Origin of the sequence: Rhodopseudomonas palustris, assembly GCF_003226555.1 — a bacterium.
In the GTDB taxonomy this organism is placed as follows: domain Bacteria; phylum Pseudomonadota; class Alphaproteobacteria; order Rhizobiales; family Xanthobacteraceae; genus Rhodopseudomonas; species Rhodopseudomonas palustris_I.
This window is the reverse complement of the sequence record NZ_QKQS01000016.1, coordinates 255039-276834: the sequence shown is the minus strand read 5'-3', so window position 1 is coordinate 276834 and position 21796 is coordinate 255039. Positions and strand designations below refer to the sequence as shown.

At 63.9% G+C, this 21796-nt stretch carries 19 protein-coding genes; 4 read left to right on the top strand and 15 right to left on the bottom strand.

Annotated features, from left to right (window positions below; genetic code table 11):
* Positions 1–204, top strand: a 204-nt coding sequence (locus tag DNX69_RS26460; protein WP_207803143.1) for a hypothetical protein, incomplete at its 5' end; no start/stop codon positions are given.
* 4 nt (positions 205–208) lie between these two features.
* Here the strand turns inward: DNX69_RS26460 and cas2 are convergent.
* The 4 genes from cas2 to DNX69_RS12315 all read right to left on the bottom strand — a co-directional run bounded on the left by cas2 (position 209) and on the right by DNX69_RS12315 (position 7000).
* Positions 209–565 (bottom strand): CRISPR-associated endonuclease Cas2, encoded by a 357-nt coding sequence (cas2, locus tag DNX69_RS12330; protein ID WP_234826947.1) that lies wholly within the window; start codon positions 563–565, stop codon positions 209–211.
* Position 566: 1 nt separating this feature from the next.
* The gene (gene cas1, locus DNX69_RS12325; protein WP_234826946.1) at positions 567–1529 is read right to left on the bottom strand and encodes a type II CRISPR-associated endonuclease Cas1; all 963 of its coding nucleotides are present in this window, start codon (positions 1527–1529) and stop codon (positions 567–569) included.
* Between the two features lie 27 nt (positions 1530–1556).
* On the bottom strand, positions 1557–5000 hold the full coding sequence (gene cas9 / locus DNX69_RS12320) for a type II CRISPR RNA-guided endonuclease Cas9 (protein ID WP_110786270.1): 3444 nt from the start codon (positions 4998–5000) through the stop codon (positions 1557–1559).
* Positions 5001–5314: 314 nt separating this feature from the next.
* Positions 5315–7000 (bottom strand): methyl-accepting chemotaxis protein, encoded by a 1686-nt coding sequence (locus tag DNX69_RS12315; RefSeq protein ID WP_110786269.1) that lies wholly within the window; start codon positions 6998–7000, stop codon positions 5315–5317.
* A 320-nt stretch (positions 7001–7320) separates the two neighbouring features.
* Here DNX69_RS12315 and DNX69_RS12310 point away from each other — a divergent pair, with 320 nt between their 5' ends.
* The 3 genes from DNX69_RS12310 (at position 7321) to DNX69_RS12300 (ending at position 11192) form a co-directional block, all read left to right on the top strand.
* The gene (locus DNX69_RS12310) at positions 7321–8343 is read left to right on the top strand and encodes an AraC family transcriptional regulator (RefSeq protein WP_110786268.1); all 1023 of its coding nucleotides are present in this window, start codon (positions 7321–7323) and stop codon (positions 8341–8343) included.
* 272 nt (positions 8344–8615) lie between these two features.
* Complete coding sequence (locus tag DNX69_RS12305; RefSeq protein ID WP_110786267.1) at positions 8616–10022, top strand: DEAD/DEAH box helicase; 1407 nt, start codon at positions 8616–8618, stop codon at positions 10020–10022.
* A gap of 102 nt (positions 10023–10124) precedes the next feature.
* Positions 10125–11192 carry a GGDEF domain-containing protein gene (locus DNX69_RS12300; RefSeq protein ID WP_110786301.1) on the top strand — a complete coding sequence of 356 codons (1068 nt, stop codon included), beginning with the start codon at positions 10125–10127 and terminating at the stop codon, positions 11190–11192.
* A gap of 69 nt (positions 11193–11261) precedes the next feature.
* Here DNX69_RS12300 and DNX69_RS12295 read toward each other — a convergent pair whose 3' ends face one another.
* The 11 genes from DNX69_RS12295 to sufB all read right to left on the bottom strand — a co-directional run bounded on the left by DNX69_RS12295 (position 11262) and on the right by sufB (position 21771).
* Positions 11262–11723, bottom strand: coding sequence for a TfoX/Sxy family protein (locus DNX69_RS12295; protein WP_110786266.1), 462 nt, complete (start codon positions 11721–11723; stop codon positions 11262–11264).
* A gap of 81 nt (positions 11724–11804) precedes the next feature.
* A complete protein-coding gene (locus tag DNX69_RS12290) occupies positions 11805–12281 on the bottom strand; it encodes a RidA family protein (protein WP_110786265.1) in 477 nt (158 codons plus the stop codon).
* On the bottom strand, positions 12278–13378 hold the full coding sequence (locus DNX69_RS12285) for an NAD(P)/FAD-dependent oxidoreductase (protein ID WP_110786264.1): 1101 nt from the start codon (positions 13376–13378) through the stop codon (positions 12278–12280). The genes DNX69_RS12290 and DNX69_RS12285 overlap by 4 nt, the downstream gene beginning before the upstream one ends.
* A 5-nt stretch (positions 13379–13383) precedes the next feature.
* Positions 13384–15348, bottom strand: a complete 1965-nt coding sequence (gene goxA / locus DNX69_RS12280) for a CTQ-dependent glycine oxidase GoxA (RefSeq protein WP_110786263.1) — start codon at positions 15346–15348, stop codon at positions 13384–13386.
* 161 nt (positions 15349–15509) lie between these two features.
* Positions 15510–15881, bottom strand: a complete 372-nt coding sequence (sufA, locus tag DNX69_RS12275; protein ID WP_110786262.1) for a Fe-S cluster assembly scaffold SufA — start codon at positions 15879–15881, stop codon at positions 15510–15512.
* A 129-nt stretch (positions 15882–16010) separates the two neighbouring features.
* Complete coding sequence (locus tag DNX69_RS12270) at positions 16011–16427, bottom strand: VOC family protein (RefSeq protein WP_110786261.1); 417 nt, start codon at positions 16425–16427, stop codon at positions 16011–16013.
* A gap of 8 nt (positions 16428–16435) precedes the next feature.
* Positions 16436–16804, bottom strand: coding sequence for an SUF system Fe-S cluster assembly protein (locus DNX69_RS12265; RefSeq protein ID WP_054163221.1), 369 nt, complete (start codon positions 16802–16804; stop codon positions 16436–16438).
* The gene (locus DNX69_RS12260; RefSeq protein ID WP_110786260.1) at positions 16801–18048 is read right to left on the bottom strand and encodes a cysteine desulfurase; all 1248 of its coding nucleotides are present in this window, start codon (positions 18046–18048) and stop codon (positions 16801–16803) included. The genes DNX69_RS12265 and DNX69_RS12260 overlap by 4 nt, the downstream gene beginning before the upstream one ends.
* Positions 18045–19358, bottom strand: a complete 1314-nt coding sequence (gene sufD, locus DNX69_RS12255) for a Fe-S cluster assembly protein SufD (RefSeq protein WP_110786259.1) — start codon at positions 19356–19358, stop codon at positions 18045–18047. Before sufD ends, DNX69_RS12260 begins: the two co-directional genes overlap by 4 nt.
* Before the next feature lie 23 nt (positions 19359–19381).
* On the bottom strand, positions 19382–20140 hold the full coding sequence (gene sufC / locus DNX69_RS12250; protein WP_110786258.1) for a Fe-S cluster assembly ATPase SufC: 759 nt from the start codon (positions 20138–20140) through the stop codon (positions 19382–19384).
* Between the two features lie 134 nt (positions 20141–20274).
* Positions 20275–21771 carry a Fe-S cluster assembly protein SufB gene (gene sufB, locus DNX69_RS12245; protein ID WP_110786257.1) on the bottom strand — a complete coding sequence of 499 codons (1497 nt, stop codon included), beginning with the start codon at positions 21769–21771 and terminating at the stop codon, positions 20275–20277.
* Between the last annotated feature and the right edge of the window lie 25 nt (positions 21772–21796).

Below are 21796 nucleotides of genomic sequence, written 5' to 3'. Positions count from 1 at the left end.
AACTTGATCAGTGCGGCGCTGAAATTCTTCAATCGTTTCGGTTGGCCCTCAATCACCAGTCCGCTAAACTTGGAGCCGCCGCAGCCACCGCCGCCGCTCCGTTTCGGTTGGCCCTCAATCACCAGTCCGCTAAACTGGCTACCGAACCACCCGCTTGCAAATACTGGAGAATTTCTGATCGACGAGGCCCCGAAGCGCATCTGACGGGCTAGAAGAGCGCGTATTGATCCGGATTTTTCGGGCTCTGTTCGCGATTTCTTCCGCGATAGGTTCGGATGTTCTCATATTGCTTGTCGGTGATGCCGATGATGTGGATCTTCCCGGACGAAGGCATCGCCTGCTCGACCTTTCGGGCATAGGCTTCAGCCTGCTCCTTGCCGGCGCAGAAGCGCAGATAAACAGAAAACTGAGACATTTCGAAGCCGAGATCGAGCAGCTTTGTGCGAAATCCGGTCGCGCTCTTGCGCTGCTTCTTGGTCCCCACCGGAAGATCGAACAGCACCAACAGCCACATGATTCGATAACCTGACAGCGCGGGCGGCGCCTGGTGTGCGGCGGTCGCCATTTCAGAAGCCGAGCGGCAAGCCGGGTTTCGGCAGGATCAGGCGATCCGTCTCGCCGGCGCAAGCCTTCGCAAGCGACGTTGCGAGACGTTCGAGGCAGGTCATCATCGGACTGAGGCCGTCTTCGACCGGTAGGTCGACCACCATCGTGCGAGCCAGCGCGGCCTTTGCTTCGCTAGTCAGCTCGACGACACCGCTCTCCTTCAGCCGATATACTTCGCGATCGACGAGCGACCGGAACGGCTCCATCAAGTCGTCCACCAGAACCATCGGGTTCCCGCGATTGGAGTGCATCAGGCCGAGGCTCGGATGAAGGCCGGCCGCCATCACGGCGCGCGCCGTGGCGGCCCGCAGAATCGCATAACCGTAGTTCAACAGCGTATTGAGTCCTCCGCCCTCCTGATCGCGACGAAACTCGCGCCCGAGTAGCAACGGCCAATAGCGCCGCGCGGCCTCTGCCTCGACATTGTCGGGATCGCCGGCGCGAACCTTCCGGGCCAGCAAGCGAAAGCCGCCGGCTTCGGCACCTACCGCATCGAGCGTCGCCCCTTGGGCAAGGATCTTCGCTTGCACGATCTGCTGCCACAGCCGCTTCTTCAGCGGTGCCGACGCTCTGGCCTGATCACTCATCCTTCCGGATTGCGCGTGGTGGCCATCCACCGGCCAAACCACCGCAGCGGGCCGATGATTGGCTCCGCACAGCACCATCGGCACTCCACGAGCAGCGAGTGTCACGAGGAGATTGTTGGAGTACGTCAGGCCGTGCGCGTTGGCGACGACTGCCGCAAGATCGTCGAGCGGCACCCGGGCGAGTTCCGCCCCCTTTTCAGCGATGGTCATGAAACCGCGACTGACCGCTAGGTGCCGTCCATCAGTCGCCACTTCAACCACTCGGCCGACCATCGCCATCGCCTCCTGCTGGTCCTGCACACGTACCAGAGCAAGAGCATGAGGCTCGACGACCATACACGCAACGCGTGTGTCGTGACGTAGTTAACGCGGGTCGATACGCCAGACCCGTCCGAGTTCGTCGACTCGAACCGGCACGGCCGCCATCTTCTTCAGCGTACCGTAGGACGCCATCAACCACCGGAAAGGATCGATGTCGTTGTCCGTCGCATGGCGTTTGTCGAGATTGCCGGTCTCGTTGTGCGCGGCCAACTTGAACCGGCCGGCTGCCGCGTCGAGCCGGTGTACCACCATGATCCTGGTCCGGCCTTCGTATTCAAGCCTTATCAAATCGCCCTTGTGGATGCGCATCACCAATCGCGCTCCCGCGCTCTCGGTGCGCCACCTCGGCACATGCGGCGTCTTTGGCCCGCGGTTCGACCTGTTGGCATCGAACCGTCGGACCGCTTCGCCGCTCCATTTGCCATCGGCGGTCTCGAACACCTCGACGCAGAAATTCTCGCCGGCGCTGTAGGCTTTGTAGGGCCGACCGGTGGCTCGATCGACGACGGGCACGAGATAGTCCGTCTTCTCTTTCTTGAGAAGCCGCACATGGCGCAGCCCGTGCCTGAAATGCGGATTGTCGGACGACTCCGTCAACTGCCGCAGCGCGTCTGCGAGAGCGACACCGTCCCGTTTCGCGGCATCGACGTGATCGCGGACAAAGTCGCGCAGCCGCCGATCCCGGATACGGCCGATCTCGTTCTCGTTCAACATCTCCACCGCTTTGCGGTAGACGAGGTTCGCGGGTTCTCGATCGTCATCGTCGACAGCTTCGGGTCGATCGAGCAATCCGTAAGCGCTGTCCTCGTGCAGCTTACCCTGGACGCCGTGATCCGGCTTGTGCGACACCACCATCTTGTCGAGCGCCGCCTTGAGATCGTCGCGCATCGTCGGCCACGGCAATTCGACGACGAATTTCTCGCGCTCGTCGTCGTAGGCGTTCGCCATCTTCCACAACAGCGATCGATCCGTCAGCGCGGCGACCAGACCGTCGATGGCGTGGTGCCGGTGATCGGCACGATTCTTCACGCCGGAAAACTCCATGTCGTCGGTGGACGCCAGAAATGCGTCGGCCTTGTCCTGGACGCCAGCGTAGTTGTGGTCCGGTAGCAGCGCGTTCAGGCCCCATTTGCCGCGCAGCAAGCCAGTGAGCCGGCCGGGGACCACCCAGATCCGGTTCGGATCCGTGACAGCTCCGAGATACTCCTTGGCCAGTCGCGCCAGCCAGCCGGTCTCGTTGAGCTGTCGCGCCAAAAAGCCGCCGCGCTTGTCGAACTGTTCGCGCGCATCGGCGTCGAACCGCCAGCGCTTGTTGCGCGGCAGCGCTGCCGCCCGCGTTACGATATCGTCCCAAGCGTAGCGGCGGCCCTGGACAAGCGGGCTGGAGCCGAAAGCCTCGAACGGAGTCTGCTTCCGCTTGTGGCGGTTGGCGTAGCGCATGCAGACGATCTTGTTGGCCGCGCTGTCGTCCAACGTCATGGCTACCGGCAGGATGTGATCGATATCGACCTCTTCCGACAGCAGCCTCTCGATGCCGATCTGCTCGCCCGTGTAGACGCACTTGCGATCCAGTGGATCGCGCAAGTTCAATTCCTCCCACAGCCGCATCTTCAGGAGGTTGCGCGGATTGGCTGGAAAACCGAGATGCTCCAGCTCGGCTGCACGGGCCCGGTTCTTGTCCTGGTTCTTGCGCTGTTCGCGCTGCACCTGCGCCTTTTGATCCTCCGACAATCTCAACGCGCGGGTGAATTCGATGGAGATTTCCGTCGGGGGCCCGTAGGCTCGGATCAACTCGTTGACGAGACGACGCAGTTGCCCCAACCCGATATGAACGGTCGGATTGGGAAATTGGCCGAACTGCCGTTCCTTGCCGTCGCGTGCATCACCGCTGCCGACCACGGCATCGGCGAGCCACTTGCCGTAGTACGGCAGATAGTCGAGATCGCCCCCGGCCGGGAGTTTGGCGTGATCGTAACCGATGCGCTTAGCTGCTTCGTAGTAACCGGCACCGCTGACGCCGTCGTCCCCAAGCTCATTCTGCATCACCGGCACGATCTTCTTGATCGCTCGCAAACCCAAACGGCAGTGGCCCTCCGGCAAGCTGGTGTTCGCCACCCGCGCGGCAGCTTCCGGGCCGAGGCCGCATTCCTGCTCCAGCCAGTCCACCAGTTCGGCCTCGACCTCCACGGTCATCAGCTTCTCGACGATCGCGATCTGGCGCTCCAAGGGAAATCCCCGCCAAGTTTTGCCGAACCCGTTCTTGTCCGACAGCCGTGCGGCAGTCGCGTCGCCGTCGAGCGCAGCGCGACGATCCGACTCGAGGTTGAACTTGGATTCCGCAGGCAACTTCAGAAGCGTCCGCAACTTGTCGAATTTGACCTCCTTGCTGCCCAGCAGAGCGAGGGCGACGGCATCGCTCTGCGCCTTGGTCAGTTTTCGCGATCCCCTACCGGTCTCGCGGATCTCCAGATTGCGCGCCTCTGACAGAATTCGAAACCGCTGTGCCAACGGATGCGCCCACGGCGCCCGATAGCCTTCCGGGTCCTCCTTGAACGGTCGTGTCGCCGGATCGAGCGAGCACTTGCCGACGATCGGATCCTTCAAGGGTCGCTGATAGAAAATGATCCGCTCGATCTCTCGGCACGCACTCTCGGTCATCGTCGAATGGTGTGGCGCCTGCGCTCTCCAGATCGCATGAAACTCCTGGAGCAGCAGATCGCGGGTCGGATAGAAGTCGTAGGAGGCCTTCGTCCCGGTGATGATCGCACGCGCTCTGACGCTTTCCGGTGCCACGGCCGGATCGAGCACGTCATCTCCGAAAAGGCGCTTGCGGACCTTCGCCCACGCCTTCTTGCGGGCATTGCCGGTCAGATGGTCTTTGCCGATCCGCTGCAGTTCAGCTCGGATCGCGGTCTGCCGTTCTGCGTAGGTATCTGAGTGACGCCGACCCGCGAAAAACTCGCCGAGGGTTTGTGCGCCTTGGCTCGCCATGCTGTCACGCAGGCGAGACGCGGCCTGCTTGATGGCGCCGTCCTCGCTGTTCTTCTTGTTGTCCGTCTTGCGATTGGAGAGAAAGCCGCGGCGCTGATTGAGATGAAACAGCGCGCGACCGACATGATGCGCCGGCAGCCTATCGACCAGGGCTCTGGCCCTCAACTGATAGGGATCGAGCCCGGCCAGAGCTTTGCGCGCCGCGGCCTCTTGGGGCATCAGGCCGTGCCTCACCAGCGCAGCCATCAGTTGGCTGCGGCGCAGGACGAATCGGTCGCGCCGCTTGCGAGCGCCCCGCGCCATCCGGCGGTCGACGGCATTGGACGCTTTGCTCTGCGGGTCGCGGCCATCGGGAAAGATCCGCACCCCGCCGGGCCCCAGGCCGACCGGTTCGAAACGATCGCCGCGTTGTTGGAGAGTGGTGACAAACCAGCCGAGCGAATTGGACCCCAGGTCCAGCCCGAGGCGATACGGTTGTGGAAGCCTCTCCAACATTATCTGCTCCGTCTCTTGACGGACGTATTACAGCACTGCACAATTCTAACGTGCAATGCTCCTTATCGGCAGACTTACTGGTTTTAGCGGACTGGTGATTGAGGGCCTCCCGTTAACAAGCTTATGCACAAAATGGGGCATCCTGCGGGATGCCCCTTCCATTCGTGTTGATGGTTTTTTTGACTGCTGCACGTCGGGACGTAACGGACTACTTCCTGAACGTCTTGATCTCCGACACGCCGCCGTCGCGATAAGTCAGCTCCACCGAGACCGACGTCGCGTTCGGCGCCAGCTTGATCACAACGGCGCCGTGCCTATGCGGCGCGGACGGTCTCGAGGAATTTGCCGACTTCCATCTTCAGCCGGTTGCTGTCGTTGGCGAGCGACTGCGCCGCCGACAGCACTTGCGTCGATGCGGAGCCGGTCTCGCCGGCGCCGCGCTGAACATCGACCACGCTGGCGGAGACTTGCTGCGTACCTTGGGCCGCCTGCTGGACATTGCGGGAGATCTCCTGCGTCGCCGCGCCCTGCTCTTCCACCGCAGAAGCGATCGTCGAGGCAATCTCCGACATCTTCGAAATCGTGGCGCCAATCTCGCGGATCGCGTTCACCGATTCATGCGTCGCAGCCTGAATGCCGCCGATGTGCTGACTGATCTCACCGGTGGCCTTGGCGGTCTGCTCGGCAAGCGCCTTCACCTCAGCCGCGACCACCGCAAAGCCCCGCCCCGCCTCACCAGCACGGGCCGCTTCGATCGTCGCGTTGAGCGCCAGCAGATTGGTCTGGCCGGCGATGGTGTTGATCAGTTCGACCACGTCGCCGATCCGCGTCGCGGCCTGAGACAGTTCGCCGACGCGCTCGTTGGTCCACTGCGCCTGCGTCACCGCCTCGTGGGCAATCCGCGCCGAGTCCTGAACCTGACGGCTGATCTCCGTCACCGACGAGGCCATCTCTTCGGTCGCTGACGCCACCGACTGCACGTTCGCCGAAGCCTGTTCGGATGCCGCAGCGACCGACGTGGTGACCTCCTGCGCGCGTTGCGCACTCGACGTCAGCGTGGTGGCCGACGCTTCGAGCTCGTTCGAAGCCGAAGATACTGCCTGGATCACCTCGCCGACCGCGGTTTCGAAGTGATGAGCGAGCTTTTCCATCTCCTGCTTGCGCTGTGCCGCGATGATCCGATCCTGATCGGCTTTCGCCTGAGCTTCCTGCTTCGCCTTCTCGGAGAGCATCAGCTTGATGCCGTTGACGGCGTTGGCGGTCTGGCCGATTTCGTCGCCGCGCTCGGTACCCGAGACCTCGACGTCTTGTCCGCGCGCCATGGCCTGCAGATCGCCGACCAGCCGGCCGATCGGGCGGGCGATGCCGAGCTGCACGATCGCGAATGCCAACGCCAGCACGGCAAGGAAACCGCCGCCGACCAACAGGATGGTCAACTTGACCGTGCTCGCGACATCTGCGGACGCGGCGTGCGAGCGGTCGCTGAGCTGCTTGTCGAGCCTATTGGTGATTGAGAACTGAAGCTCCCGCACGTCTTGATTGCGCTTCGCGAGATCCTTCGCCAAGCGAACCGCGAGCGCGTTGTCGTTTGCCATTGTGGCGCGCTCGAGAGCGGCGTAATCCTTCTCGATCATATCATCGAACATGCGATCGATCCGGTCGAAGTCCGCGGCAAATTGCGGCAAGCCCTTTTTCGCCTGGGCGACGAATTCGCTGAATTCCTTATGGTTGGCTGCAATCTCGCGGCTCAGCCGCTGCATTTCGGCCGGCTCGGTCTCGGCGATGATCCGCCACGACATTCGTCCGAAGTTGTACAGCCTGGCATTGGCGCGAAAATTCGCCTTCATGCCCTGCACTTCGTTCTCGAGCATCGCCGCGTAGGTTCGATTGATCTCTTCCATCTTCGCGGTGGCGAACCAGATTCCGAATCCAACGACCACACTGAGCAATAAGAAACAGCCCAGGATTTTGTAGAGCAATTTCACGTTCGAAAGCTGCATGGCAGGTACCCCAACCCTTAATGTGCCGACCCGTCGCACCGTACGTTCGAGCATTGGCCGATGTTGTTAGCGCCGACGGCGCGGGCTTCCGATAAACTCATTGCCTCACGACGTGATCGTGCGATGCGTAAATTGATCAAACAGCTCGCCGACGGTGGTGCCCCGAACACACAACATCGATCATCGTCCGTATCAGGAGGCTGCTAATCACCAGTGAGTACAAATTCGGTCAGTTAGGACAAAACCGGGAGACGGGTCGACAAAGCCGCCGCGACGGTCGAAATAGCGGGACCATCCACTGGAGTCAGCGTGAGCGTCAGATGAATTCGGAAGGCGTCGTTTCAAATTCGGATCAGGAGTTACTGAAGGATTTTCCGCTGGTGCGGAGCCACGATCCGATTGAGGCGCGAGACATCCTGCGACGCTACGGCGTCGATATGATCGCCTCAAATCCCAACGACTTCTTCATGCGAACCAACCTCGCCGAGCTGCCACATATCGGCTTGTACTTCCTCCACAGTTCCGGCGCGACCGAGCTTGTCATCCCGAAGCGCGAGATCGCCCTGGTGCATCTCTGCCTGCAAGGCGAAGCGTCACTCACCAGCGGTGATCGCCGCGTCGAACTGTCGCAAGGCGCGGCATGTATTTGCTCGCCGGGAGTGAGCGCCCAGCTCGAATTCGGACGCAACTCGCGGCAATTGCTGCTGCGGATGCCGCAGCGGGTGCTCGAGCGAACCATCTCGTCGCTGCTCGGCTTCAAGCCGCGGCAGCCGATCCTGTTCGAACCGGCGATCGCGAACGACGAGCCGCGCTATCTCGGGTTCAGAGATCTGACGACGCTACTCGCGTCGCGACTGGATGCGAGCTACTCGGTGTGGCCGAAGAACGTACTGCTCCATCTCGAGCAATCATGCATCACCGCGCTCTTGTATTGCAGCCGGCACAATCTCGGCCATCTGCTGGAAAACGCCAACGCAGTGAACGACGATGTGCCCCGTTCCGTCCGCACAGCGGAACACTATGTCGACAATCACCGCGACGACGACATCAGCGTCGAAGATCTCGCGCGTATCGTCGGGGTCAGCATCTCCACCCTCACCCGCGCCTTCCTCAAACACCGCGGTTACTCGCCATCGGCTTACGTCAAGCGCGCCAAGCTGCACCACGCCAAAATGCTGCTGGAGACCGGGGCGGCGACCACGCTGATCGGCGTCGCGCTGCGCTGCGGGTTCGCCAATCCCAGTCGATTCGCTCAGGATTACCGCGAGGCGTTCGGGGAATCGCCGACCGAAACGCTCCGCCGCTGCCGCCCCCACCGCAGCCCCGAACCGCAAAAACATTAAGCTATTTCAGCCGTTTCATGCGCCGGCGCATTGACTTTGGCCGATTCCGGCCTATGTTCCGCCCGTGATGCGGCCCGGTATTGCGACGAGCAGTACGATGATTGAGCCGCCTGTCCGCGACCAGGCTTCCCCGTGCACGATTGCTAGCCGCTCCGGGGTTGAGCGCGACAGTGATTTTCGAAGAATCCATGCGGCGGTTCGATTTAGTGGCGTGCCCCCGAGTTCCGGCCGAAGGCGTTAGGACCAGGCCGCGCCCCGACAACAGAGGCTCGATGTCTTTTACCAATCTGGGACTTTCCGAGAAAGTCCAAGCCGCCGTCGCCGCCGCCGGTTACGTTTCGCCCACCCCTATCCAACAGCAGGCGATCCCCCACGTCCTCGCCCGCAGGGACGTCCTTGGCATCGCCCAGACCGGCACCGGCAAAACGGCCGCGTTCGTGCTGCCGATGCTGACGATGCTGGAGAAGGGCCGCGCCCGGGCCCGGATGCCCCGAACCCTGATTCTCGAACCGACCCGCGAACTCGCCGCCCAGGTCAAAGAGCAGTTTGACAAATACGGCGCCGGCCAAAAGCTCAACGTGGCGCTTCTGATCGGCGGCGTGTCGTTCGGCGATCAGGATCTCAAGCTGACCCGTGGCGTCGACGTGCTGATCGCCACTCCGGGCCGCCTGCTCGACCACACCGAACGCGGTGGCCTGCTGCTCACCGGCGTCGAGATGCTGATCATCGACGAAGCCGACCGCATGCTCGACATGGGCTTCATCCCGGACATCGAACGGGTCTGCAAGCTGGTCCCGTTCACCCGACAGACCCTGTTCTTCACCGCGACGATGCCGACCGAGATTCGGCGCATCACCGAGACCTTCCTGCACAATCCCGAAAAGATCGAGGTCAGCAAGCCCGCATCGACGGCGGTCACGGTGACCCAGTCCCAGGTCCCGTGCGGCCGCGAGCCGCACGAAAAGCGCGAGACGCTGCGCCGACTGATCCGCGGCGCCACCGACCTCAAGAACGCGATCATCTTCTGCAACCGCAAGCGCGAGGTCGCGCTGCTGGCAAAGTCGCTGCAGCGCCACGGCTTCAGCGTCGGCGCGTTGCACGGTGATATGGACCAGACCGCTCGAACGGCCGCGCTCGAAGCGTTCCGCAAAGGCGACCTGCCGATCCTGGTCGCGTCCGACGTCGCCGCCCGCGGCCTCGATATTCCGGAAGTCAGCCACGTCTTCAATTTTGACGTCCCCCACCACCCCGACGACTACGTCCACCGGATCGGCCGCACCGGCCGCGCCGGTCGCACAGGCACGGCGGTAAGCATCGTGGCGCCGTCCGATCTGAAGTCGATGGCGGCGGTCGAAAAGCTGATCGGCCAGGAGATTCCCCGCGCCGAGGTCGGCCCGGGCGTGGAAGCCGACACCAGCGACGAGGCCGAGACCGAGCGTCCGACGCGCTCCCGGCGCGCCGCGCCCGAAGGTCGCCATCGTGAACCGCGCCGCGAAAACCGCGAACCGCGCGAGCGCAAGCCGCGCCGTGAGCCGCGCAGCGCGACGCCCCCGGCCGCCGTTCCGGCAACCCATGCGTCCTTTGGGTCCGCACCACCGGCCCGCGATACCTCTTCGGAAGCCGGCGATCATTCGCATCTGCCGGCGTTTCTGCTGCGTCCGGTCCGCGCGCGCGGCTAACGCGCACGGAACCCAACGGCGTTTACCGCACCTTCATTACCCGACCATAGGTTCGTACCGTTCACAGCGGTGCGTATAGAGACGTCGGATCGGAGATTGCTGGTGGCCGGGAGGCAGGACAACAATGATCGCACCTTGGCTTATGCCGAGGTGGCCCTCTCGCAGATCAAGGCGCTCGGGCAAGGCGCTGTGCCGCGCAACTACGAGATCTGGTACGTTTATGCGACCGGCTACAATCCGGCGTTGAACAAGGCGATCAACGATACGCTGGCGCAGCGTGGCAGCCTCAGCGACGCCGATCTCGATCAACTCTACGACGATTACTTGTCCCACGGACGGACCACCGACCGCCTCGACCAGATCGGAGCGCGTGTCGTCGGCGAGATCGACGACATCATGATTTTGCTCGCGGGCACGCTCGGCAGCACTGCGAGCTTCGGCGAAAATCTGCGCGGCGAAAGCGACAAACTATCGACCGCCACCGACCACGACCAAATCAAGGCGATCGTCGAGCGCTTAGTGTCGGCTACGCGTGAAATGCAGCAGACAAACAGTGCACTGGAACAGCGGTTGTCGCAATCCAAGCAGGAGATCGCCAACCTTCAGGTCAACCTGGAAACGATCCGCGCCGAGAGCCTGACCGACCCGCTCACCGGGCTCGGCAACCGTAAGCACTTCGACCGCGCCGTCAGCGAAGCGATCCGCGCCGCCACCGCCGGCAATCAGCCGTTGTCGCTGCTGATGATGGATATCGACCACTTCAAATCATTCAACGACACCTACGGCCATCTCACCGGCGATCAGGTGCTGCGGCTGGTCGGCCTGACCTTGAAGCAAAGCATCAAGGGACAGGACTTCACGGCGCGTTACGGCGGCGAAGAATTCGCTGTGGTGCTGCCCAACACACCGTTGCGCCAGGCGATCATCGTCGCCGACAATATCCGCCGGCTGGTGATGTCGAAGGAACTGAAGAAAAAATCGACCGGTGAAGTGCTCGGCCGGGTGACGATGTCGGCCGGCGTGTCGACGCTGAAGCCCGGCGACGACGCCGACGCACTGATCGAACGCGCCGACGCCTGCCTGTATGCGGCCAAGCGCAACGGCCGCAACCGGGTGATTTGCGAAACAGATCCGGAATTCTCCTGCGTGACGCAGGCCGCGGTGGCCTGACTCGGGCCGCCTGACGCCTCTGCTAACGCGCGGCCCGGCTCCGTCCGGCGGCACTGGGTCTCGGAGTCTTCACCTTTTTTTATCCGGATCTACTGCCCTTGCAGCCTTCTTCGGCTTCGGCTGGACGCCGGCTGACTTGCTCTGCTTCGGTGCCTTGCTCCTATCCGTCTCGGCCTTCTTCGCTGCGGCACGCCGCGTTTTCGATGCTTTGCTGAGGGCGGCGCGCTCGGCGACTGCGTAGGCTGCGCGCGCCCAATCAGCGAGTTCATCCGGATCGTCGAGCAGCCTCTCTGGCAGCAGCCAGTACGAGCCGACGGTCACCGTCTTTGTGCTTGTATCGTAGCGGAACGGCCGGCTGCCTTCGCCCTCGAACCTTGCGATCGTCGCATCGTCGGCACGCAGATAGATCGCATCGCGGATGACCAGCGCGAAGGTGATGCCGTCAGCCGAAATCCCGAAACCGGAGAACATCCGGCGGATCGTCACCGGGCCGAACGGCGCGAACAGGTCGGCGAGAAATTCACGGTCCATGACGGCTCGCAGCGCTGACGGATCGGGCGGCGCGGCAAAACGCGCCGCCGACCAGCTTAACTGCGAACGCGCAGGATGCGCCTATTTTTTCTCCGGCGCGTAGAACGTGCCGTCGATCTCGGCGATATCGCCCTGGTCGAGCGCCGGGACCTGCAGCACGGTGCGCGGCGGATACGGGCCGTCGCCCCAGATGTCCTTCTGCACCTTGTTGACCAGCGGCCGATATTTGGCGACGTCGGTGACGAACACGGTGAGCCGCACCGCGTCGGCCTTGGTCGCGCCGGCAGCTTCAGCCGCCGCCAGCATGTTGTCGAACATCCGCCGGATCCGCGCCTCGTCGCCGTCGACCATCTTGCCAGTGACGCGGTCGGTGCCCCGCATCCCGCCGATGAACACGAAATCGCCGGCGCGGGCGCCGATGCTCCAGGTGCCGCTCGGGGTGATCGTCTTGTCGGTCGGCGCGATGATCTTCACCGCACTGGATTCGGCGGACGCCAGGGTCGGCATCGCGACCGCAATGGCGGCAGCAGCGAGCAGCGTGCGCAGAGGGGCGTTCATGGCAGTGTCTCCTGGTGGGGGTGGAACGGTGCATTGGCGCGGCGGCGCTGCCAGAACGGCTCGGCGGCGAAGCGCGGCTCGGCGGCGTACATCGCCTGTTGAGTGACGAGGTGCTGTGCGATCCCTTGCAGATAATCGCGCTCATAGGCCTCGGCCCGATCACACTCGCCATTGGTCAGCGTCAGCGCCGCCTCGGCGGCCGCGATCCCACTCCACAGCGCGGTGGCGAGCCCGTTGGCGCCGAGCGGATCGAGCGCAGCAGCAGCGTCGCCGGCGCGCAAGATGCGCCCCTCGATCAGTCGGCTGGCCGTGACGGTGGCGGCAGGCGCGACTTGGGGCGGCTCCAGGGCAGCCGTGACATCGAGACCCAGGCTGTGTAGCCGCGGCGCGATCGCGATGGTGGATGTGGCCAAGTCGGTCCATTTGGCGCCATCCTGCGCAGCGCCGGGTGGCAACAGATCGGTATCGGTGAACAGACCTAGCATCATACGGCGGCCCGGCAGCGGAGCCATGTACCACCAGCCGAGCGCCACAGCTTCGATCAACGTCGCCGCGGCGGGTTCGGTGTCGTCCGGCAAGTCGAGTACGCGCCACACGGCGACGAGGCGGTCGGTGCGGCGACGCCCCGCCGCTGCTCCTGACGACAACGCGGCCCGGCCGCTGCAATCGATGGCCGCGTCCGCGAACACGACGCGGCCATCCCCGAGTTCGAGCACCACGCCATCACAGTGATGCGCCAGCATGGTGACGATGAGCGGATGCGACTCGATCGGGTCGCTGTTCAGCTTGGACCGCATCTGCCGCTCGAGGCTGGCGCGGTCGAGGTGCCAGGCGCCCTCGCCTCGCGCTGCCATACGCAAGGTCGCATCGCCCCAGACCGAGAACCGACCTTCGCTCGGCAGCGCGGTGTCGTCGTCGAGCAGGTCGGACCATTGCAGCCGCTCGAGCGATACCGCAGCCGCGGAAGATAACGTCTCGCCGCGGCTACTCACCTCGCGATCGGGCGCGAGCAACAGCGGCCTTCGCCCCGCCAGCACAACGCTGCGGGCGGCAGCGAGCGCCGCAACGCCTGCGCCGATCACGGCAATCCGGCCCATCGAGATCAGCGCGGAAGTGTCGGCGCCGCAATGTCCATCGAACCGCGCTGGACTTCGACATAAAGCTGCTCAGGTACGCCGGGCAGTCCCTTCGGACCGGGACGACGCACCACGACGCCCATCTGCGTCCACAGCTCGATCATCCGCCGCAAGCCGTCGGTGTAGCCGGCCTCGACGTGCAGACCGATGCCGGCCGCGCCGCGCGCCCACGGCACCCGCGTGTGATAGAACCGCAGCCGCTCCTCCTCGGGCAGATCGGTCCGCATCATCTGCTGATAGAACGCATCCGGCAGCACATCGACCGGCAGCAGCGCTGGCCACCATACCGGGGTCGGGAAACCGCTGGCAGTGAGAACCGCTTGGCAGCTGAACGCATCACCCTGCCACGGCACACCCATCCAGCGCGTCAGGTCGCCCGGCGCCTGCGGGCCGATCGGCTTGCCCTGATCCGGCTTGTCGGGATTGCCGGCGAATACATTGACCGGATTGAGCTGAAATCCGACGTCCTGGACCAGGCTCTTGCGGTTCGACAACGCGAGGCGGAACGGCAGCTTGGTCTCGTTCGGACCGCGATACAGCTCCTTGTGGCGGATCGGCCAGGTGATTTCGACACCGGGATGGAAAGCGCCACCCGAACAGGCGTCGAGCGCGGCGCGCGTCATCGCCTCGGGGCGTAGTTCGATCGGCAGATCGTCGAGCGTGCGAACCGAGTCGGCGCTCTTGTTCGCGTAGTCGGCTTCGAACTTGCCCTCGGCCCAGAGTTCGAGCACGCGATATTGGGTCGGCGTCAGCGCCAGCCAGGCATGCTGGCTGTCCTGATAGTTGACGCCGTCGCCGAGCATGATCGGAATCGCGTAGCCGCGCTGATCGCTGCCATCCGGTTTGCGGAACGCGTCGAAGACCTTCTTGCGCGCGGCCTTGGCGTCGGCACCGGGCTTGGCCAGCGTCTCGATCGTCGCCGGGCTGGACAGATCACCGATGTCGTTCCAGGCGGCACCGAGGAACGACGCTGTAGCGACCCACTGCATCGCGCCGGCGCGGCGCAGGATCGGCAGCACGTCGCGGCGGAACGACACCTTGTCGGTCGGGCTCTGCATCTGGCCGAGAGCGACCATCGCTTCGCGCGCGGCATCGTACAGCGTCACGATCGGCTCGAGCTGCGGCGCAAATTTCGGACCGCAGCACACCACCCAGGCCGGATCGCAATCGAGCTTCTGGCCGTCCACGGTGACGGTCGCCTTGACCCAGCCGTCGGCCCAATCGTCGTGCCAGCCGTCGTTATTGGTGAAGTCGCGCACCGGATTCTGCGGCAGCGCCGTGCGCGAGACGCCGTCGGCGGCGAACACCAACAGACGGCCCTTGTCGTCGGTGCGCAGATGGCCGAGCGAGACATCGAGCGTCTGCCAGAACCGGCCCTTCATCCGATATTTGTCGTCGCCGCCCTTTGCGTTGGTCGAGGCGCCGGCGATCTCCAACCGGCCGCCGTCGATGCACAGCATCGCTTCGCGCTTGTCAGCGGCGATGAACGCATTGCGCTGCGGGCCTGGCACGCCGGGCGCGGCGTCACCGCGATCCATCGCATTGACGAAGCCGTACCAGGCGGCCTTGGTGTTGGCGACGTGGACGCTCCAGGTCACACCGTCGGAGCCGTCGAGCTCACGCACGACCCGGCCCTGATCGTCGTAGCCGAACAGCCGGAACCGCTGGACCTGCTTCTTGATGCGGCCTTGCTTGTCCTTGAAGCCGCCCTCGGGCTCGTCGAGCAGGCCCGGCACTTCGGGGGCGAGGAACCAATCCTCAGCGTTGCCCACGCGGGAGAAACCGATCGCCGGAAAAATCGCGACCTTCGCGATCTTCGCTCCCTTCGGCGCCGCCGGCTGCGCGTGCAGCGACGAGATCGCCGCCTTCGCGAGCCAAGGCCCGCCGAGCCCGACGGCCGCAGCCCCCAGCAAAAAGTCACGGCGCTTCATGCGATCACTCCCCTGCGAATGCCTCGCAGAGGTTTTCCGATACCACTTCTTAATTACTGTTTAATGAGTAGTACCGTTATTGAGCGCTTGATGCACAATCCGCACCCCCTTCCGCTCACGGGAAGATCGGATCGGATCATGCGAAGCAGCGGGAGACCCGCTCAGCCATCAATTGCCGCGGGCTTCAGTTCTACCGATTCGCCGCAGCCGCAGGCGGAAATCTGGTTCGGGTTGTTGAACACGAACTGCGCCTGCATCCTGTCGGCCTTGTAGTCCATCTCGGTGCCGAGCAGGAACAGCACCGCCTTCGGATCGACCATGATCTTGACGCCCTTGTCCTCGATCACCTCGTCGTTCGGCTTGATGTCGTGGGCGTACTCGACCGTGTAGGACTGCCCGGCGCAGCCGCCGTTCTTGATGCCGACGCGCAGACCGAGAATCTCGCTGTCGGCGCGGCCCATCAGTTCCTTCACGCGAATGGCCGCGGCATCGGTAAGCCGCATCACTTGAGGCCGAGGACGTGCCGTAGCCATGGTGTTTCCCACTCCTGTTGCCGGGCCTGCCCGGATACGTTCGCCGCTGCACCGGCGACCAGCCGGACCTTCAGATAGTTACGCAACCGCCACTTCGAAAGGTGTTACCACGTCGTCGCCATATGCCTGCTAATGGATCGGCCAGACACCCGGCGTCACAAGTTCCAACAGATGGCGATCGGGATCGCGGAAGTAGATACTCGACCCTCCGCGCGGCCAATCCGTGCGGCCTTCGATCGCCACGCCGTGCTCCCGCAGGCGCGCTTCCCACTCGCCGAGCCGATCGCGATCGACCGACAGGCCAATGTGGATGGGTCCGCTGCCATCGTGCGGCGGGATCGTGCCGCCCGGCAGTTCGACCGTCTCCAGCGTGCTACCCCGCTTGAACAACAGCAGCACGCTCCGACCGCCGACGTCGAAAGCACAAAACCGCTGGTCGCTCGTCATCGGACTCAGCAGCAAGACGTCCTGGTAGAAGCTCCGGGCGCGATCGAGGTCGTCGACATACAAAGCCGACTCGATCACTCCATTCAGACGCAAATCCAATCCGTTCCTCACCACATGTTCAGCACGAGCCGGGCTTCGTCGCTCATTCGCTCCGGAGTCCACGGCGGTTCCCAGACGATGTTGACGTTGACCACCCCGACGCCCGGCACCGAGGCGACCGCATTCTCGACCATGGTGGGCAATTCGGCTGCAGCCGGACAGTTCGGCGTCGTCAGCGTCATGTCGAGATCGACGGTACGGTCGTCCTTGATCTCGACCTTGTAGATCAGCCCGAGCTCGTAAATGTCGGCCGGAATTTCCGGGTCGAACACCGTCTTCAGCGCGCCGACGATCTCGGTGCCGAGCCGCTCGGTCTCCTCCGGCGGCAGCGCCGAGACGGTCTGCATATTGGCTTTGGCTTCGATCGTATCGGTCATGCGAACAGATCCCGCGCCTTGATCAGCGCACTGACGAGTTGGTCCACTTCCTCACGGGTATTATACATGCCGAACGACGCACGGCACGTCGCAGTGACTTGGAACCGCTCCAGCAGCGGCATCACGCAATGGGTGCCGGCGCGAACCGCGATCCCCTGCCGATCGATCACTGTCGCGATATCATGCGGGTGAGCGCCCTTCATTTCGAAGGAAATCACCGGCCCCTTGTTCTTTGCAGAACCGATGATCCGCAGCGCGTTGATCTCGCGCAGCCGCTGATCGGCGTAGGTCAAAAGATCGTGTTCGTGGGCGGCGATCCGCTCCTTGCCGATCGAATTGACGTAATCGATCGCCGCTCCGAGTCCCACCGCTTCGACGATCGCCGGCGTGCCGGCCTCGAATCGATGCGGCGGGTCGCCGTATGTCACCCAGTCCTGCGCCACCTCGCGGATCATCTCGCCACCGCCGTTGAAGGGGCGCATCTTGGCGAGGATGTCGTACTTGCCGTACAGCGCGCCGATCCCGGTCGGGCCGTAAATCTTGTGCCCGGTCATGACGTAGAAATCGCAATCGATATCCTGGACATCGATGGCGAGATGCACCGCCGCTTGGCTGCCGTCGACCAGCACCGGAATGCCGCGGGCGTGGGCGATCTTCACCACCTCCTTGACCGGAACGACGGTGCCGAGCGCGTTCGACATCTGGGTGATCGCGACCAGCTTGGTCTTGGCGGTCAGCAGCTTCTCGAACTCGTCGAGCAGGAAGTTGCCTTCGTCGTCGACCGGCGCCCATTTCAGCACGGCGCCCTGGCGCTCGCGCAGGAAGTGCCACGGCACGATGTTGGAATGGTGCTCCATGATCGAGAGCACGATCTCGTCGCCCTCGCCGATGTTCGGCGCGCCCCACGACGACGCCACCAGGTTGATCGCTTCGGTGGCGTTGCGGGTGAAGATGATCTCTTCCGGCCGCCTGGCGTTGAGCAGTCCCTGCACCTTGGCGCGGCCGCCCTCATAGGCCTCGGTCGCAGCGTTGGCGAGATAATGCAGGCCGCGATGCACGTTGGCGTATTCGCTCTCGTAGGCCTGCGTCATCCGAGTCAGCACCTGGCGCGGCTTCTGCGCCGAGGCAGCGTTGTCGAGATACACCAGCTGCTTGCCGTAGACCTCCAGCGACAGCGCCGGAAAGTCTTCACGGACGCGGGCGACGTCGTAGCTGCCGTTGCTGACCGCCGGATGCGTACTCATTGCCTCGCCTCCAGCCAGCGCACCGCGGCCGCGGTCACCAGCTCACGCAAATTGTCGTCCGCAATCGCCTCAATCGCCTCGCCGACGAACGCCTGGATCAGCATCGCCTCGGCTTCTTTCTGCGGCAATCCGCGGGCACGCAGATAGAACAGCAAGGAATCGTCGAGCGCACCGACGGCCGCGCCGTGACCGCAGGTGACGTCGTCGGCGAAGATCTCGAGCTCGGGCTTGTTGTCGACCTCGGCCTCGTCGGACAGCAACAGCGCCCGCGTCATCATCTTGGCGTCGGTCTGCTGCGCCGGCTGGCGAACGTTGATCCGGCCCTGGAACACCGAATGGCCGCGGTCATCCACCACCGCGCGGAAACCTTCGCGGCTGGCGCAATGCGGCACGTCGTGATTCATCACCAGCGTGGTGTCGGCGTGCTGCTTGCCGTTGAGCAGATTGACGCCGTTGGTCTGCACCTCCGAGTGCGAACCGGCCACCGTCACCACCGCTTGATAGCGGCTGACGAATCCGCCGGTGGTGATGCAGAAGGCGTTGAAATGCGCATGCGTTCCGACCGCGACCGTCGCCGAGGTCACGTTGAACGCCTCGCGGGAGTCTTCGACGATCCGCACGTAGTCGAGACGCGCGTGGTCGCCGACCGCGATCACAGCGGAATCGTGAACCTGATAGGCGCCGGCGCCCTCGCCCGCCACGTAGCTCTCGACCACCGTCGCCACCGCGGCGTTGCCGAGCGCAATCCGCGACCGGGTGAACATTGCAGCCGGCGCTTCGCCGGAGGCAACGTGCAGGACGTGAAGCGGCCGAGCCAGCGTGGTGCCGTCCGCGACCTCGATGACGACGCCGTCGGTCATCAGCGCGGTGTTGAGCGCCACCATCGGATCGGCGGTGTCGAGCGACAGCACGCGATCGTCGCCGCTCTGCAGCGCCTCGCGCAGGCTGCGGATCGACAGGCCGGATTCGAGCCCCGCAAGATCCGACAGACCCGGCGCCAGGACGCCATCGACCAGCACCAAGCGGCGGACGCCGTCGATCGCGTGCAGCTTGGCGGCGGCCTCGGCGCGCGACAGCGCGCTCGCCTCGGGCTCCGCCGCGAGCGGCAGCACCTCGCGCATCAGCGCGCGCAGGTCGGTGTACTTCCAATCTTCGATCCGCCGATGCGGCAGCCCGATACGCAGGAACGTATCGAGCGCCTGACGGCGGGTGTCGGCGACCTTGCCCGCGCCCGGCACGCGGGCGCTGACCGCAGCGAAATTGTCGCTGACGGTGTCGAGCTTGTCGGGTTTCGCCACTGCGATGTTCATGACCGTGTCCCGATCGGCGGCGCTCAGGCCGCCGCTTCCTGATATTGCGCGTAGCCGTTGGCTTCGAGCTCGAGCGCGAGCTCCTTGCCGCCGCTGCGTACCACCTTGCCCTTCGACATCACATGCACGACGTCGGGCACGATGTAGTCGAGCAGCCGCTGATAGTGGGTGATCACGACCATCGAGCGGTTCGGCGCGCGCAGCGCGTTGACGCCTTCGGAGGCGATCCGCAGCGCATCGATGTCGAGACCGGAATCCATCTCGTCGAGGATGCACAGGCTGGGCTGGAACAGCGCCATCTGCAGCACTTCGTTGCGTTTCTTCTCGCCGCCCGAGAAGCCGACATTGACGCCGCGCTTCAGCATCTCCTGCGGAATACCGAGCGAACCGGAGACTTCACGAACGCGCTTGAGGAAATCCGGCGTCGACAGTTCGTCCTCGCCGCGTGCCTTGCGCTGCGCGTTCAGCGCGGTGCGCAGGAAGTTCATGGTGGCGACGCCGGGGATCTCGACCGGATACTGGAACGCCAGGAACACGCCCTTGGCGGCGCGCTCGTTCGGCTCCATCTCCAAGAGATCCTCGCCCTTGAACAGGATCTGGCCGCCGGTCACCTCGTAGCCCGGCTTGCCGGCGATGACGTGGCTGAGCGTCGACTTGCCGGAGCCGTTCGGCCCCATAATCGCGTGCACTTCGCCTTCGTTCACCGAAAGCGTCAGGCCGTGCAGGATCTCGCGATCCGCGACGCTGACCTGGAGGTCCTTCACTTCGAGCAATGCAGGCATAACGACCTTCCTGTTTGGCTCTCATCCTGAGGATCGATCGCGGCGCGCGCCTCGAAGGATGAGTTGGTATGACGTTCTCGTTGCGGATCCTGCGAGGCGGCCGCGGCGCGGCCACCTCGTGAAGCTTGCCGGCGTTACCCGACCGAACCTTCGAGGCTGATCGAGATCAGCTTCTGCGCTTCGACCGCGAATTCCATCGGCAGTTGCTGCAGCACGTCCTTGACGAAGCCGTTGACCACGAGGCCGACCGCCTCCTCCTGGCTGAGGCCGCGCTGGATGCAGTAGAACAGCACGTCCTCGGAGATCTTCGACGTGGTGGCTTCGTGCTCGAACAGCGCCGAGGCGTTCTTGGCTTCGATGTAGGGCACGGTGTGCGCGCCGCATTGGTCGCCGATCAGCAAAGAGTCGCAGGCGGTGAAGTTGCGCGCGCCCCTGGCCTTGCGGTGCGCCGTGACGAGGCCGCGATAGGTGTTCTGCGACTTGCCGGCGGCGATGCCCTTGGAGATGATCCGGCTGGTGGTGTTGCTGCCGAGATGGATCATCTTGGTGCCGCTATCGACCTGCTGATAGCCGTTCGAGATCGCGATCGAGTAGAACTCGCCGCGCGAATTGTCGCCACGCAGGATGCAGCTCGGATATTTCCATGTGATCGCCGAACCGGTCTCGACCTGGGTCCAGGAGATCTTAGAATTGGCGCCGCGGCAGTCGCCACGCTTGGTGACGAAGTTGTAGATGCCGCCCTTGCCTTCCGAATTGCCCGGGTACCAGTTCTGCACCGTCGAGTATTTGATCTCGGCGTCGTCCAGCGCCACCAGCTCGACCACGGCGGCATGGAGCTGGTTCTCGTCGCGCTGCGGAGCGGTGCAGCCTTCCAGATACGAGACGTAGGACCCCTTGTCGGCGATGATCAGGGTGCGCTCGAACTGGCCGGTGTTGCGCTCGTTGATCCGGAAATAGGTCGACAGCTCCATCGGGCAGCGCACGCCCGGCGGCACGTAGACGAACGAGCCGTCTGAGAACACCGCCGAGTTCAGCGTCGCGTAGAAATTGTCGGACGTCGGCACCACGCTGCCGAGATATTTCTGCACCAGCTCGGGGTGATGGCGGATCGCCTCGGAGATCGGCATGAAGATCACGCCGGCCTTCTTCAGCTCGGCCTGGAAGGTGGTGGCCACCGACACCGAGTCGAACACCGCGTCGACCGCGATCTTGCGGCCCGGCGAGTCCGGCTCGCCCGGACGCGGTTCGACGCCCTCGAGCAACGCGACTTCACGCAGCGGGATGCCGAGCTTCTCGTAGGTCTTCAGGATCTCCGGATCGATCTCGTCGAGCGAGCCGACGGTCTTCTTCGGCTTCGGCGCCGAATAGTAGTAGAGATCCTGGAAATCGATCTTCGGATAATCCACCCGAGCCCAGGTCGGCTCGGTCATCGTCAGCCAGCGGCGGTAGGCTTCCAGCCGCCACTGCAGCATCCAATCCGGCTCGTTCTTCTTGGCCGAGATGAAGCGGACGATGTCTTCGGAAAGCCCCTTGGGAGCCTTCTCGGATTCGATCAGTGTCTCGAATCCATAGCGATATTGATCGACGTCGATCTGGCGGACCCGATCGACGGTCTCTTGGACGGCAGCCATTCAAACCTCCGCTCACGGTTTCAAG